The sequence below is a fragment of the Sediminicola luteus genome, assembly GCF_040566555.1.
In the GTDB taxonomy this organism is placed as follows: Bacteria; Bacteroidota; Bacteroidia; order Flavobacteriales; family Flavobacteriaceae; genus Sediminicola.
The window spans coordinates 108060-123879 of sequence record NZ_JBEWYP010000004.1 but is presented as its reverse complement, the minus strand read 5'-3'; the positions used below and the strand labels follow the sequence as shown (position 1 = coordinate 123879).

Genomic DNA, 15820 nt, shown 5'->3' with positions numbered 1-15820 from the left:
AAGACGATCTTCTTACTGCTTTCGGTGTGCCAGGATGATGGGCGGCTGTCCGTTAAATGGATTCTGCATCCTCCCAATGGTCTTTGCCCCCAACCCAGAGGCCCTAAGCACACTTTTGTCCCCAAAACGCTCCCTGATCTTATCCAAAGCGGCATATAGGTTCAATGCCTCCTCGGTATCGTCGAACAAATTGATCTGATAATTCCCCTGTACCAAATGACTGAACCTGATGCCGATGAGCCGCACCAATAATCTTTTGTTGTAAAGGGTATTGAATAGTTCCAAAATTTTGGGGATCAGGATATGGTCTGCACTGGTAAAGGGGATTTTCAGTTGTTTGGAATAGGTGTTAAAATCGGAGTAGCGGATCTTAACCGCAATGCAGGCCGTTAATTTATCGCCCCTCCGCAATTGGAAGGCGAGGTTCTCGGTCATGGCAATAAGGATTCCCCGAAGTTTGATGACATCTATGGTATCCTTGTCAAAAGTACGTTCAGTAGAAATGGATTTCCGTTCCGAAAAAGGGATCACGGGGGTATTGTCTATCCCGTTGGCCCGTTTCCAAATAACGCCCCCATTGGCACCCAATACCCGTTGCATCATATCCATGGGCATTTCTTGGATGGTCTTTACCTGCCGCAATCCCAAGTTCCGGAGTACCTGATAGGTCTTATCACCCACCATGGGTATTTTTTTAATGGACAAAGGGGCCAGAAAAGGCTTTTCATAGCCCAGGTCTATTTTTAATTGATTGTTGGGTTTCGCCTCATTGGTAGCTACTTTGGAAACCACCTTATTGCCCGATAATCCAAAGGAAATAGGGAGGCCCGTTTCTTTGATGATCCTATTCCGAAGTTCGGAGGCATAATGGTAGCAGCCAAAAAAACGATCCATTCCCGTAAGGTCTGCATAAAACTCATCGATACTCGATTTTTCAAAAAGGGGCACCTGCTCTTTAATGATATCGGTAACCATATCCGAGTGCTTGCTATAGGTCCCTGCATTGCCCTTGATGACCACTGCCTCCGGACACAACTGCTTGGCCATTTTCATGGGCATTCCAGAGTGTACCCCAAACCCTCTGGTCTCATAACTGCACGCGGCCACCACCCCCCTGTCACTGGTGCCTCCCACCAGTAAGGGACGGTGCTTTAACCTACTGTCCTGCAGTCGTTCTACGGAAACGAAAAACGTGTCCAAATCCAAATGAAGTATTGTCTTATCCATTGCATACCAAAAAAGGGTATGCTAAATTATGGAATATTTCCAAATTAATGGAATATTTCCAAAGTATTAACATTGAAAAGCTATCCACTACGAGTATCTCCTTGAATTTCAAGATGACCAAAAATAAGTATTGGAAAAGGGGCTATTAAAAATGTGAGCCGGTCAGATGATGTGGGAAAATAGGTATGTGTATTTGGATGCGTCCAATAAAAAGTCTTGGGCTTCGTATGGACTTACCTCAAGCGAGAGGTATAAAACTATAGGGACAAACTCCCTAAAGGACCAGTTTTGGTGGTGTATTATAGAGTTTTGATATATGATTCTATACGTTCCAGAATCTCTAAAAACTCCTTTTGTAGTTTTGGGTCCTCGTATTGGAGGTCTTCTTCGTAACGGAGGGCCAATCGATATCCTTCCTGCAGCCCCAAGAAGTTAAGTTTAGGTTTTAATTTCTGCACCATTTGCCTCGTATCCTTGTACTTTTTATCCTCAAGGTTTTCCAGGTAAATTTCTTTTTCTATGGGGAACTCATTCTTGATCAGCGCAATGAACTTTTTCTCGAGCACCTCATCTCCTCCAGACAATTCCCTGATATAATTTAAATGTGGTACTTCTTTCATTTTCATTTCTTAACACAAGAAGGAAGGCTTTTTCTCTGAATTTCCTCTAAAATTCAACCTCAACTCTACTTGACAAAGCCAATCTATAGAATGTCCCATATAAAAAATATAAGGGCAAACCGTTTGGCGCAGTGTTCCTAATAACATTGATAACTCTACAAATGTAAGTAATTTCTTCTATTGGAATGATTTATACCCTTACGGATGTATATTATATTCTAATATACAGATAAATGTTAGAAAATAATCTAAGAGTTAGGGCAATTAAATACTTTCGGTTACACAAAGGGGCGGAAAGTTCAATAGAAAGATCATCTCCTTTCTCTAAAAAGCAGGGATGCCAAGACGTATAATGGTTATTTGATCAATCTACGATTTGCATTTTTTTCAATAGAAAGAAAGCGTTCATATTCTGGCATACTCCCTCTTTGAACTTGTAATCAAAATGAAGCTCCCCGTCCAATATTTCGGCATCAAAATAGTGGTTTTCTACTTGAGGTAAGGTATTGGATGCCTCGCATAGGCTTAAATCATGTGTAGCGATAATACCAGTTGCTTTGGAACCTATTAGTTTTTCAACGAATTTTCTGGAGCCAATGGCCTTGTCCGTACTATTGGTCCCCTTTAATATTTCATCCAAAACTATAAAGTAACGGTCGGTTTGGATTTGGTCCACAATAAACTTGAGTCGCTTTAACTCCGAGAAAAAATAGGATTCATCATCGGTCAATGAATCAGAGGTCCTCATGCTGGTAATCAATTTTATAGGCGAATAGGTGGCCTTACTGGCACAGACCGGCAATCCCATATTGGACATTACAATTTGCAGGGAAACTGTTCGTAGGAAGGTACTCTTTCCTGCCATATTGGCCCCTGTAATAATCAAAAACTGCTCTTTTTCAATTAGAAAATCATTGGTTACGCTCTTTTTGGGATCCAATAATGGGTGTGCGGCATCAGCAGCTTTCAAAACAACAGCATCATCGGTCAATTGAGGAAATGAATACTTGGGATGGTTAAAGGCAAAATTCCCCAAACTGTTATAGGCATCAAAAAATGCAATTGTATCGAACCACTGGCCCACTTCCTGCCCATAGGCCTTGATCCATTGCTCTATTTTAAATGCCTGGTTCAGGTCCCACAACAAAAATCCATTCCCAACAACCCCAAAAAACATATTGTTACGCTGATCCAAAGCCCCTAGCACCCGTGCAAAATCCTTCAATACCAAAGAAGTTTTTCGATCCTCTCTGGCGACCATGGCTTTTTTGTTTCTTAAAAGTTCTGAGGTGAACTCTGTTTTCTCAATTTCTGAAATTAGCTTTTGATATTGTTGAAAAACGGTTTGGACCTTTCCTGTTTGTGCAGCTAAGGTATTGATCTTACCCAAAAAGGACCCAGAAATCCCCAAGCCCGTAAAAAACCAAACAGCCAACATATATCCCGACACGATATCCATAAAATAGAGAACCGCCACCAAAACTGACAGCACGGAAAATATCATTGGGACATATTTCATCACCTTGGGAACAAAAAAAGTATAGGCAGTCAGCCAACTGCTAATTGTCTTTGCCGCAATTTCAGTTTTCACTAAAGAAGCTTCGGCTGCATATTGTTGACGCCATTCTGCCATCTGTGCCAGTTCTTTGATGCCCTCCTGCTTTTCTGCGATGCCATCAATACTATTTTCAGTGAACAATTGTGCCAATTTCTCGGATCCCTGTTCCAACGCAGTCCTATTGGTGTACTGAAAAAAAGAACCTTTCCCGAACAAATCGATATCCTGACTGAAATGGTGCATTGGGTCCGCAAACTTGCTTCCATCCGGCAACTCTTTGTAATCCCTATTTAAGACCTTTAACTCCGTTTCGTTGATCTTAATTAAGGCCAAAATCTTGTCCTTTTTATTGGCCAAATCGGCATGACGGGAGACCAGGTATACAAATATGACAATAGTCCCAAGCACTATTCCTATTATTACTTTGTTATTTCCCAAAAAGAAATATATCCCTGTCAATGCTGCTAAGAATACAAGCAATCGCAATATACTTGAAGCCAACAACAGCTTCTTTATATGGGATAATTCTGAAGTATGTGTTGAAATTAAATTCCTATAAAAGGCAATTAGGTTTTCCATTCTGGGATTTGAAGTTTACTGTTCTCTAAGGCGACAAATATACCCATATTTAGGATGCTTATAGAGCATCCAATTCTGCCTTTAACTTTTTGGTAAGACCTACAACCACAAGATCATACGAATCATCTATCATCTCCATGATCAGGGAAGCAGGTAAATAATTTTCAATATAAATGGTATTCCAATGGGTTTTACTCATGTGGTACCCGGGCATGATGACACCATCATGAATCTCCCTAAGTTCAATGGCCCTTTCAGGATCGCACTTTAAGTTAACTTGGGAAGGGAGCCTTTCAAGGGGAGCCAATGCAAACATCTTGCCCATAACTTTGAACACCAAGGTATCCGCATCAAAAGGGAATTCTTCGGTCACCCCTTTTTTGGCAATGCAATAGGCTCTAAACGCTTCAATATCCATATCCTTTAAATAAGTGGCCTGACTGACCGGATGAATTAATACTCTAGACAATTATTCGTGGATTCCCATGGCATCATAAACAACCACCTTGTCCCAAAGTTCTTGGGATTCCTCTATAAAAACTAAATGGGCAGCCTCCTTTTGATAGTTTTCCTGGGCTTCTGCCGATTCAAAACTCAGGACCAAGGAATAAGTAAAAGAATCATCAACTACATCTCGGGTCGCCTTGGGTGGCCTACCAATGAATTGGGTCTTGGCATACTTGGAGCTGTCCAAAAATTTTCTGAGGGAAACCTCAAACTTATTATTGGCAACCTCATTTGCAGGGTCTTTCATCCAAAAGAAAACAGTGTGCACATAGTTGGGATCAAAATCCTGTCCAATTCCATTTTCCTGGGCCTTACTTACCATACTGACCAATACAAAGCCCAACAACAACATTATTTTTCGCATATTACTTTTCTTTACTTTCTATTATCTGTTTTTCCCTATCGCTCATCTGCAAAGCGGAATAATCCAAAGACCAGCCAATGGTCTCCACGATTTTCTCGATCAAGAGAACGGCCTCCAATGCTTCCTTTCTCGCAGAATCCATTAATCCACTTTCTGGGATTTTCTCCCTGATATGTTTTTTCGCCTCTTTGTTCAAAGTGGTCAGGTCATCTGGAGAAAAGGAATTGAACAGTCCATTTTTAATATCATAAAATTGAAGATCGGGCTCAATGGACAATATTTCAGGTTGCGGAAAATTGATCAATATTATCTTTTTCTTTTGCGTGTCCGCATGCATCTTTACCTTTTTAAGATCATACCCAATATGGGCTTTTGCATTTATTACGATCAAGGCTTTCTTTTTACCGCTCCATAGGCTTTTGAAGCCACCTTTCGTATTCTCATACCTATAGATTTCGGCAAATTCCCCTTCTACGGAAACCAGTCTACATACACTTTTGATCTTGTCCAAAAGCACAATGGATTGATGCTCCGTAAGATCTTTTCTACTCTTCTTCCGGAAATAGGAAAACACCCAATAGGTTGCTATGGTTCCCAAAACTAGACCAAGAAATATTTCTAATACATCGTCCATATATGCTATCGTTACTCCCTATCGGATTAATACCTTGGTATATATTAGCAGACCACTAATCTTTTCATCACCCTTCCTTGTCCAATATTTTGTAGAGCACTGGTCTACTGGGACTGGCATCGTTTTCAAATGGTGCTACCTGTAAGTTCAGAAAATATTTCCCATCCTGTATCGTATTCGCTACAAAAATAAATTCTGTGATCGTAGCCTTATGCCTTATTGCACCCTTAACATTCCAAAAAGCCTTGTGTGCCAAGAGTTCCCCATTATCCTTTTCCTTATCCACGGATGGCAGATCTACAAGTAAATGCTCCACCCCGCTTTCCACAAGAAATTCGGCTGCCTCTTCCTGTAAGTAGGGCGGATTGGTATTGGAATATTGCCTGGAAATCTTATCCGATAAATTTGGCAGGGTCCTGATTATGACTGCCTGCCTCTTTTTATTCCCTAGGGCATACTTCAGTTGTTTCTTGGAAATAATAAAATCCCCTTTATGCTTTTCTGGTGCAATGGTGATCACTTCCGCCATAAAGAAAAATTGATTGAAACTCTTGTTGACGGAATGAAACTCTTCCGTAATATGCCCTACACACTCGGTATGTGTTCCGTGTGCGTGGGGATTAAAGGAAATGTCATTGAAATTGGTCGAGGCGCCTTCCGTAATCTTTCCAATGAAATCACCTTCGGTATGTGGAACAATTTTTGGCGGCCCTACATACCATGCATTTACATTTGAGGCATTGCCACGGATGGGTATGGAAATATCCAATGGATTTAAAAGATCAATATTGTAATTTTTGGTGTTGTATGTGATTTTGGCTGTCAAGTGTTTCTATTTTTATTGTTCTAAATTAATAAGAAACAGGTCACTGGCAATTCCATCGCTCAAAAACTTGCCTTTTTTGGACACCAAGAGGGTATCCCCTTCCAGGAACAATAACTTTTCCTGTATGTGCTTTTCCGCTTGTTGGAGGATATAATCATGGTAACCCTCTCCAAATTCGGTTTTGATACGATTCAAGGATACCCCCCAAATGGTACGCAGGCCTGTCATTACATATTCATTATAATTATCGGTTGTGCTCAAAACTTCCACCTCCATGGGCAGCACCTCCTCTTTTATCGATTTTATATATTTTGGATTGTTGGCAATATTCCATCCCCGGCGTTGCCCATCAAAGGAGTGTGCAGACGGACCAATACCCATGTATTTTTTACCTTGCCAATATGCCGTATTGTTTTTGGAATAGTACCCAGGCTTCCCAAAATTTGAGATCTCATAATTATCAAAGCCGGCATTGGCAAGGGTATCGGTCAAGATGGTATAATGTTCCTGTGCCAACTCATCATCTATTGGTGGCACAACCCCTTGCTCAATAAACTTTTTCAGGGCCGTTTTGGGCTCTACCGTCAGGGCATAACTTGAGATATGGGGTATGTTGAACGATAATGCCTTTTTAATGTTCTCTAGCCATCGCTCGCTGGACATTTCGGGAACTCCATAAATGAGATCTATGGAAATATTATCGAAATATTTTGAAGCTTCCCTAACACAATCCTCCGCCTCAGCGGCATTATGCGCCCTATTCATCAACTTTAAATCGGCCTCAAAAAAAGATTGGATCCCAATACTCAGCCTATTGATAGGGGAATCTGCCAGTTCTTTTATTTTTGAACTGTCGAGGTCATCCGGGTTGGCTTCCAGGGTAATCTCCGGGTTTTCAATGATGTTATAATGGTCATATACTGTTTGTATGATGGCATTGATCTCAGCAGTATTTAAGACGGATGGGGTGCCTCCACCAAAATAAATAGTCCCTACTGTTTCTCCTTTAAACTCGTCCTTACGAAGCTCCAGTTCTTTCTGCAAGGCCTTGATCATGGCTTCCTTTTTTCCCAAACTCGTAGAAAAATGGAAATCGCAATAATGGCATGCTTGTTTACAAAAAGGGATATGGATATATATTCCGCTCATTTCATTTAGCAATTAGCAATTAGCAATTAGCAATTAGCAAAAATCACTATTATTATTTACTACCGATTCTGGTGGTTTAAAGCTTTTTTATTATTAATTGATTATTTTTTATTGATTTACTGTTTCTTGACCTTATTGGCATTCTGTTTTACAAAAGCATCCCAACCTGTATAACTTTTTCCGATCTCTATCCTTCCCTCATTATAGAAATGGCATACAGCAGCAGCTAGGCCGTCCGTACTATCTAAATTTTTAGGGAGGGATTTCAAGCCCAGGGTACTTTGCAGCATTCGGGCAACTTGCTCCTTACTGGCGTTCCCGTTTCCGGTGATCGCCATTTTAATTTTTTTAGGGAGGTATTCTGTAATGGGAATTTGTCTGGAAAGTCCAGCCGCCATAGCTACCCCTTGGGCCCTTCCCAATTTGAGCATGGATTGTACGTTTTTACCAAAAAAGGGAGCCTCAATGGCAATTTCATCGGGGTGGTACGTATCGATGAGTTCTATAGTGCGTTCAAAAATTAGTTTTAGTTTGATGTACGGGTCGTCATACTTCTGGAGCAACAGTTCGTTCATCTGTAAGAACTCCATTTTCTTGTTCACCACCTTGATCAGGCCAAAACCCATAATGGTGGTCCCCGGGTCTATTCCCAATATAATTTTCTCGTTCGCCAAAATTTTATTTTGTGTTCAATACAATGGGTATCCTAAATTTAGTGCTTACAGGAATACCTCTTTTTAATGCCGGGGCAACAGGCGGCAGGGTCATCAAACTTCTTGTGATGATTATTTCAAATTCTGGGATTTGATCTTCCACCCTGGCATTCTTATCCATATGCAACAATGAAATAGCCCCCATTTTATCAATCTTAAAATCTACATGAACGGTATCGTGTACATCACCCTCTAACTCGTACTCGAATTCATTCAAGGTTGCGGAAAAATGTCCCAGCAAAGTGGCTTCAAAACACTGTTTCTGAGTTGTGATGCTTGCTACCTCATCACAATTTTCAAAAAGTGGGTACTGGTCCACCCCATTCCAATCAATGGTCTGCATTTCCTGATCCACCAGCCTTTGGGTTCTGACCTCCTTGGAAGGAAACCAGTCGCAAGCGGTTAACATACACAGAAGACATAAAATTCCATACTTACGCATGTATATCAAATTCTTTGTGGAAAATTACAATTTTTTAGGCAAGTGGAAGGCATAATCCTTCACCTATCCGCCTTAACGGACACCTACCCTATTCTACACCCCTTTATTCTTGATTTTTTTGGTACCGAAAAAGCAATTGGGAGACTGGGATAAGCATCAAGCCTGCAAAAATAAACAAGATAAATGATATCCTTAGATCAAAGGCATGGGCCAAGTACCCGATTAGTGGAGGACCTATGAACATTCCCAATATCCCATACGTCCCAATGATTGAAATCACCATCCCTGCAGAATATTTCTTTGAGGTTCCCGCTAAGGTCATGGTCATTGGAAAAATGGACGCAGCCCCAAAGCCTACGATACAGAACCCTATCATGGCGGGCCAGAAGAAAGGAAACACTATAATTACCAAAACTCCGAAAACAATCATTAAGGCACTGAGCAAATAGGTTTTCTCTACCCCTATACGATCTATGATAAAATCTGAAAAAAATCTGGAAAGTGCCATAAAAATCATAAATACCAAGTACCCCAAGGTGAATACTTCTACTTGAATGACTTCTTTGAAATAGACCCCGCTCCAATCGTACATACCGCCTTCGCATAGTGCCGCGAAAAAGATAAGAATACCCAAATTAAGAATAAACGGGTCGGGTTTCCCTATGATCAATTTATTGCCATATGGGGATCTATCGTTTCGCAATAACAACTTAAAGGCCATGATGGCCACCAACAAGACTACCAGGGATACCGCCATTAAATGGACCGCCATGGAAACCTGTAGTTTCACCAAAAGAGAAGAGAAGCCTACGCCAGCTATTCCCCCTGTACTCCAAATACCATGGAAACTACCGTTAATTTTTCTATTGAACAGCTTTTGTAAGGTAATAGCCTGGGTATTCATAGCGATATTCAGGATGCGCATACTAAAGGAAAACAAACATATCGCAGCTACTAACATAAACGGCGTTTTAGCCAACCCAATCGCGGTAAGTCCAAGACTAAAAAAGAAGAAAGAGACCAACAAAGGAATCCTACTGTCAAATCGGGATACCAACCATCCGGAAATGGGAAGACCTACTAAAGAGCTTATGGGCATGGCCAATAAAAGGCTGCCCAATTCCGCCTCATTAAAATCAAAATTCGTTTTAATTGTTGGGATTCGGGATGCCCAAGTTGCAAAGCAGAAGCCCGAAAGAAAAAAATAAATACTCAAGGTAATCCGCTGTTTGCCCTTTACATCCATGCCTGTCACAAAAAATGCAAATATCGCCAAGTATATTTGAAAAAAACGTTCTTTTGGGATCCAATTGAAAATAAATAAGCGCTAGACAATGAATTTTGAGGTCAAGGTATTTACGAATAGAATATTCCCAACCTTATCATAGCCTTCAAACATTTCAATCCCTTGGTCAGATTTTATCATTCCCTCGTGGAAGCCTATGAGGGTTAAATCCGCATCCATAGAAATATCATTTACCAATTGCTTTATATTTACACCTTCCTCCATAGCTATGACCCGAATGTTTTTAGCTGATATGGGCAATCGACCACTAGATGTGAGCTGAATAAGATGTTCTTCTTCTTCCTTTAGTTTCTCTTTTGGAAAAGTGGCAAATATTTTTATCTCCCCCTTTTTCCAATCTGGATGGCCCAAAATAATATAGGACAGCAATATCATAAGATTTGCATTCTCGTAATCGGCTTGCCTGATCCAAACATGAATATCCTTTTTGTATCCAAATCCCTTATCCGAACTCGCCAATATGCAAAGGTCATATTTGGCCGTTTTAAGGACACTGTAATTATCCACGATAACGGAAAGCCAATCAATTTCTCCTTTTTTATACTCAAAGAGCATCATATTATTTGGCTGCCCAGAAATTCCTGGTTGCTGTATTGCCTGTATAATTGCCCCGGTATTGGAAGGGGATATCAACGTTTCCAAATAAACGTTGGATTTACTGTTGGAAGCTATGGTGATGAGTTTTTTCAACTTTTCCTCAGCCTTCATTTTGGACTCTTTGGAAAAATAGGCCTTTTCAAAATGGATGTAGGTACCAAACCCATACCGATGCGATATCCATTTCATCATTTCAAGGGCGCTATACCTTTCAAAACTGTCCTTGGACAGACATAGGACCGCGGGGCGCCAATCTTCTTCTTCCTTGACCTTTTCAGATTTCTGAAGGAAGACTTGAATTGTTCTACTGAACTGATGGATGACTCCTTGAAAAATACTGGCCATGCCCTTTTCGGTATCACTCTTTAAGGAAATGTAAAAATATAGCGCCACCATTAAAAGTATGGCCGCAAAGGCATAAGGTGTATTGATCTTGAACATCAAATATACACACATGATAGCCCCTAAAAGAGATAGGTACCATTTTGATTTAAACGATGGCCTATAGGATGGATCAGCTGCAAAATGCTGCATAAAGGAAATCAGGCAGAGCGACCCATAGGTCACCATAAAAAACATTGATATAATCTCTGCCACGGCATTCACATCTCCCATTAAAACAAATATTAAGGCGATCCCACTGGTAAGGATTGTGGCATTTCTAGGCTCGTTAGTTTTCTTGACTCCTTTGGATACCCAAAAGTTAACATACCTGTTATGGAAAACCTTATCTCCTCCTATGGCCTGCAAGGTCCTAGGGGCCACCATAAAAGAGCCTAGGGCCGAGGAGATGGTAGCTGCCGCAAGACCAATGGGAATTATAGGCCCCCAAAGGGCTATTTGACCCATGACCAATTGATCGTTTACAAGATCTGCCGGACTTGCCGAGCTAGCTAGTTTATAAGCGATAAAAACATAAATCACCATCCCAATAATAGTAGCGGCCAGGGTTCCCAAGGGAATGGATTTTTTAGGATCGCGCAAATCCCCAGATAGCCCAACCCCTGCGGTCATTCCCGTAAATGCGGGAAATATAATGGCAAATACATAGAAGAAACTTTTATCGGAAGTGACCCCTTTAAAGATCAATGAGCTATCAAAAACATCAGAATATGTGGTGGAACCCATAAAAAATAGAATCAGGGAAACAGCGAGGATTGCGACGACCACATATAGCGCCTTCATCCCCAAAGTGGCGCCTTTGGTCACCATAAGCCAAATCAGCACCAGCAATGCGGGGATACTAAACAATCTATTATCATAGAGCTCATAACCAAACTCGCTAATCACCCATGGTTTAATGGCCTCAAAGGCCTCGGCGAAGGCAATGACATAAAATGCAACGCTTATGGCCTGTGATAAATAGAGGGCAATTCCTATAGCAGCACCAATATTCACTCCAAAAGATCGAGAAATGATAAAATATTCACCTCCCCCTTCCACTTTTTGATTTGTGGCGATCTCTGCCAGGGCCATGGCAGTGGGGATGGTTACCATATGACCAATAAGGATGATCATTAAAGTGCCCGCGAAACCGACAGAGCCCACCGCAAAGCCAAATCTCAAGAACATCACTGCTCCCAAAATAGTAGAGATTGCTGTTAAAAATACCGGGAGTGTACCAAAATTGGCTTTAGCTGAGGCAAGTGTTTTACTCATGATCCCATATATTAAGTCGCTTATATGAAATAAGTTACATAATAATCAGAACATTTAAGTGGATTGTAGTATTATTATCTACTATCACAGCTCTAAGAAATTTGCCCAACTACAAAAACAGCGGGAGTGATATTTTAAGACTTCTTCTCCCTCGCATCACAGATTTAATAATCTTTCAGAAAAAAAATCAGAATTTAAGGCAACTGCATGGGAACTTCCATAACCAAAACCTTGGTATCGGTATCAGCTTTGAGTTGAATGCAGTCCACATCCCAAACGCCTAAACCATCCCGTTTGTTCAAGGCCTGCCCATTAACGGTGACGTCTCCATCCAGGATAAAAACATAGACCCCATTTCCTGACTTGTGAATTTTATATTCCTGAGACACCCCTGCCTCCAGATTTCCCATGAAAAACCAAGCATCCTGATGGATCCAAACTCCTGAATCCTCTGGATTAGGTGATAACACCTGGTACAGCTCATTCTTTTTTTCAAGATCACCAATGGAAATTTGATCATACCTAGGGGTGACATTTTGCTTGTTTGGCATCACCCAGATCTGCAAAAATTTAACGGCACGATCCTTGTTCTTGTTTTGTTCGGAGTGGGAAATGCCAGTACCTGCACTCAAGACCTGCACATCTCCCTGGCTAATGACCGCCACATTCCCCATGCTATCCTTATGCTGCAAATCCCCTTCCAACGGAATGGAAATTATTTCCATATTGCTATGGGGATGGGTTCCAAAACCCATTCCGCCAGCGACAACATCATCATTTAAGACTCGCAGAACCCCAAAATTCATGCGCTCCCTATTGTGGTAATTGGCAAAACTGAAGGTATGGTGGCTTTCCAACCACCCGTGATTGGCGTGACCTCTTGTATCGGCTTTATGAAGAACTGTGTTTGTCATCACTAATTTTTGGATACAAAAATACGCCCCAGACCTTATAAAGATTATTAAAATTGTCTTAAGAAATGTTCGTTGATCCTGACAAAAAAGCTCCTTTTTGGAAGTATGAAAAGGCCTTAAAAAACAAAAGCCCCACATTTCTGTGAGGCTTTGTACCTTGGGTGGGAATCGAACCCACACGTCAAAGACACTGGATTTTGAATCCAGCGCGTCTACCAATTCCGCCACCAAGGCTAATTTTGGACTGCAAAAATAGAAATTATTTTCATTTTCACACAAAAAAAATCAATATTTATATCTCCTCAACACAATTAATTTCTAAATTTGCACCTCGTTTGATAAAAACGTTGAAAATAAACACTTTAAGCATGTCCTATCAAGTACCTGAACCTAAAATTTTTGCTTGTACACAAAGTACGAACCTTGCAGAAAGGATTGCAAAATCATTTGGATCCGATTTGGGAAAAGTGATCTTTTCCAGATATAGTGATGGAGAGTTTCAACCATCGTTTGAAGAATCGGTACGAGGGGCAAGGGTTTTTATTGTAGGCTCTACGAATCCAAGTTCTGAAAACTTAATGGAAATGCTGTTGATGTTGGATGCGGCCAAGCGTGCCTCAGCAAGACATATCACAGCGGTGATGCCCTATTTTGGTTGGGCCAGACAAGATAGAAAAGACAAGCCAAGAGTGCCGATTGCAGCAAAATTGGTAGCTAAAATGTTGGAAGTTGCCGGTGCGACTAGGATCATAACCATGGACCTTCACGCCGATCAAATTCAAGGATTTTTTGAAAAGCCAGTAGATCATTTGTTCGCTTCCACCTTATTTTTGCCCTATCTCAGAAACCTTAATTTGGACAATCTGACGATAGCCTCTCCGGATATGGGCGGGTCAAAAAGAGCCTATGCCTATTCCAAAGCCTTGGAATGTGATGTAGTTATCTGTTACAAACAAAGGGAAAAGGCAAACGTAATATCCCATATGGAACTTATCGGGGACGTAAAGGGAAAAAATGTTGTCCTAGTGGATGATATGGTAGATACCGCAGGTACTTTGACAAAAGCGGCCGATTTAATGATGGAACGTGGTGCCTTAAGCGTAAGGGCAATTACCACCCATGCACTACTTTCGGGGGATGCATATGAAAAAATAGAGAAGTCGCAACTATTAGAACTTATAGTAACCGACTCAATTCCCTTAAAAAAGGAAAGCAACAAAGTAAATGTACTTAGTTGTGCAGAATTGTTCTCGGATGTGATGCAACGCGTACACCAGAACACATCCATAAGTTCAAAATTTTTAATGTAACCCCAGGAAACACCTGGGCTAAGAAAGCGTATTTAATTAATAATTAATATATATAATGAAGTCAATTACAATTAAAGGATCAGAAAGAGAAAGCGTGGGCAAGAAGGCTAGTAAGGCTCTACGTAATGCTGGAAAGGTTCCTTGCGTGTTATACGGAGGGGATAAGCCATTACACTTTACAGCAGATGAGTTATCATTCAAAGAAATAGTGTACACCCCTAATGCACACACAGCTGTGATTGATTTGGGTGGAAAAAAATTCAACGCGGTATTGCAGGATATCCAATTTCACCCTGTAACCGATAAAATTTTACACGTAGATTTCTACCAATTGTTCAGTGACAAACTAGTTACTATGAATATCCCGGTTAACTTGTTAGGAAGTTCTCCTGGAGTAAGAAACGGTGGTAGATTGTTGTGGAGAAAAAGGAAACTTGCCATTAAGGCACTTCCAGACAACCTTCCAGATTTCTTTAATGTGGATATCTCTACATTGAAAATTGGTGGTTACATTACTGTTGCTTCCCTTTTAAATGACGATTTTACGATTTTGCACCCAGACTCAACTTTGGTTGTACAGGTTAAATCTGCACGTAACGCCGTTCTTATTGATGAGGACGAAGAAGAAGGAGCAGAAGGAGCAGAAGCTGCTGAAGGAGCAGAAGCTGCTGAAGCGTCTACTGAGGCTAAAGAATAGTAACTCATACACAATACTTAAAAGCATCCCAATTTCTTGGGATGCTTTTGTATTTTTACACCAAATTCACATGTCCTTGCTATGTTTGGATTGTTTAAATCTTTTTTTACCAAAAATAAGACCCTTTTAGAGGAAGCAGATACCATGAAAAAATTTTTAGTTGTCGGATTAGGAAATATTGGAGATGAATATGCAAATACCAGACACAATATTGGCTTCAAAATTTTGGACGAAACTGCCAAAGCAGAAGGACTTACGTTTGAGACCCAAAAGTTGGGGGATGTAACCACCCTAAAAGTAAAAGGCAGAAGCATTCTTCTTTTAAAACCATCTACCTATATGAATCGTAGTGGCAAAGCCATAAAATACTGGATGGAGAAGGAAAAAATTCCGTTGGAAAATCTCTTGGTCATTACCGATGACATCAACCTTCCTTTTGGCACCATCCGAGTAAAGACCAAAGGTAGCGATGGCGGACACAATGGGTTAAAGGATACACAGACCAGTTTGGAAACCACCAATTACAACAGATTTAGGTTTGGGGTCGGGGCCGATTTTGGCCAAGGCAAACAAGTCGACTATGTTTTGGGAGAATGGAATGAAGATGAGCAAAAAGCGCTACCGGAACGCTTCACCAAGGCCACAGATTTGATTAAATCATTTGTACTTTCGGGAATCTACCGAACCATGAACCAGTACAACAATTCTTAATTAGGAT

The 15820-nt window shown here is 40.8% G+C and carries 16 protein-coding genes and 1 tRNA gene; 3 read left to right on the top strand and 14 right to left on the bottom strand.

Annotation, left to right across the window (positions count from 1 at the left end; all coding sequences use genetic code 11):
• Positions 1–12: 12 nt before the first annotated feature.
• The 14 genes from dinB to ABXZ32_RS09155 all read right to left on the bottom strand — a co-directional run bounded on the left by dinB (position 13) and on the right by ABXZ32_RS09155 (position 13329).
• Positions 13–1227 (bottom strand): DNA polymerase IV, encoded by a 1215-nt coding sequence (dinB, locus tag ABXZ32_RS09220; RefSeq protein ID WP_354618386.1) that lies wholly within the window; start codon positions 1225–1227, stop codon positions 13–15.
• A gap of 299 nt (positions 1228–1526) precedes the next feature.
• Positions 1527–1847, bottom strand: a complete 321-nt coding sequence (locus tag ABXZ32_RS09215) for an Hpt domain-containing protein (RefSeq protein ID WP_354618385.1) — start codon at positions 1845–1847, stop codon at positions 1527–1529.
• A gap of 364 nt (positions 1848–2211) precedes the next feature.
• Positions 2212–3984 carry a MutS-related protein gene (locus ABXZ32_RS09210; protein ID WP_354618384.1) on the bottom strand — a complete coding sequence of 591 codons (1773 nt, stop codon included), beginning with the start codon at positions 3982–3984 and terminating at the stop codon, positions 2212–2214.
• A 58-nt stretch (positions 3985–4042) separates the two neighbouring features.
• Positions 4043–4402 (bottom strand): MmcQ/YjbR family DNA-binding protein, encoded by a 360-nt coding sequence (locus tag ABXZ32_RS09205; protein WP_354618495.1) that lies wholly within the window; start codon positions 4400–4402, stop codon positions 4043–4045.
• Between the two features lie 51 nt (positions 4403–4453).
• Positions 4454–4855 carry a Dabb family protein gene (locus ABXZ32_RS09200; protein WP_354618383.1) on the bottom strand — a complete coding sequence of 134 codons (402 nt, stop codon included), beginning with the start codon at positions 4853–4855 and terminating at the stop codon, positions 4454–4456.
• 1 nt (position 4856) lies between these two features.
• A complete protein-coding gene (locus ABXZ32_RS09195) occupies positions 4857–5489 on the bottom strand; it encodes a DUF4230 domain-containing protein (RefSeq protein ID WP_354618382.1) in 633 nt (210 codons plus the stop codon).
• A 67-nt stretch (positions 5490–5556) separates the two neighbouring features.
• Entirely contained in the window at positions 5557–6315 is a 759-nt protein-coding gene (locus ABXZ32_RS09190) for a cyclase family protein (RefSeq protein WP_354618381.1), read from the bottom strand.
• A gap of 12 nt (positions 6316–6327) precedes the next feature.
• The gene (hemW, locus tag ABXZ32_RS09185; protein ID WP_354618380.1) at positions 6328–7464 is read right to left on the bottom strand and encodes a radical SAM family heme chaperone HemW; all 1137 of its coding nucleotides are present in this window, start codon (positions 7462–7464) and stop codon (positions 6328–6330) included.
• A 116-nt stretch (positions 7465–7580) separates the two neighbouring features.
• Positions 7581–8138: a crossover junction endodeoxyribonuclease RuvC gene (ruvC, locus tag ABXZ32_RS09180; RefSeq protein WP_354618379.1), complete on the bottom strand. Its 558-nt coding sequence runs from the start codon at positions 8136–8138 to the stop codon at positions 7581–7583.
• A gap of 4 nt (positions 8139–8142) precedes the next feature.
• A complete protein-coding gene (locus ABXZ32_RS09175; RefSeq protein ID WP_354618378.1) occupies positions 8143–8586 on the bottom strand; it encodes a hypothetical protein in 444 nt (147 codons plus the stop codon).
• A 136-nt stretch (positions 8587–8722) separates the two neighbouring features.
• Positions 8723–9895 carry an MFS transporter gene (locus tag ABXZ32_RS09170; RefSeq protein ID WP_354618377.1) on the bottom strand — a complete coding sequence of 391 codons (1173 nt, stop codon included), beginning with the start codon at positions 9893–9895 and terminating at the stop codon, positions 8723–8725.
• 51 nt (positions 9896–9946) lie between these two features.
• Positions 9947–12181 carry an APC family permease gene (locus tag ABXZ32_RS09165; protein ID WP_354618376.1) on the bottom strand — a complete coding sequence of 745 codons (2235 nt, stop codon included), beginning with the start codon at positions 12179–12181 and terminating at the stop codon, positions 9947–9949.
• A gap of 194 nt (positions 12182–12375) precedes the next feature.
• Positions 12376–13095: a pirin family protein gene (locus ABXZ32_RS09160; RefSeq protein ID WP_354618375.1), complete on the bottom strand. Its 720-nt coding sequence runs from the start codon at positions 13093–13095 to the stop codon at positions 12376–12378.
• Between the two features lie 153 nt (positions 13096–13248).
• A tRNA-Leu gene (locus ABXZ32_RS09155) sits at positions 13249–13329 on the bottom strand.
• A gap of 134 nt (positions 13330–13463) precedes the next feature.
• Here ABXZ32_RS09155 and ABXZ32_RS09150 point away from each other — a divergent pair.
• The 3 genes from ABXZ32_RS09150 to pth all read left to right on the top strand — a co-directional run bounded on the left by ABXZ32_RS09150 (position 13464) and on the right by pth (position 15813).
• Positions 13464–14405 carry a ribose-phosphate pyrophosphokinase gene (locus ABXZ32_RS09150; protein WP_354618374.1) on the top strand — a complete coding sequence of 314 codons (942 nt, stop codon included), beginning with the start codon at positions 13464–13466 and terminating at the stop codon, positions 14403–14405.
• A gap of 55 nt (positions 14406–14460) precedes the next feature.
• Positions 14461–15102 (top strand): 50S ribosomal protein L25/general stress protein Ctc, encoded by a 642-nt coding sequence (locus ABXZ32_RS09145; protein ID WP_354618373.1) that lies wholly within the window; start codon positions 14461–14463, stop codon positions 15100–15102.
• An 81-nt stretch (positions 15103–15183) separates the two neighbouring features.
• On the top strand, positions 15184–15813 hold the full coding sequence (pth, locus tag ABXZ32_RS09140; RefSeq protein ID WP_354618372.1) for an aminoacyl-tRNA hydrolase: 630 nt from the start codon (positions 15184–15186) through the stop codon (positions 15811–15813).
• Positions 15814–15820: the final 7 nt, after the last annotated feature.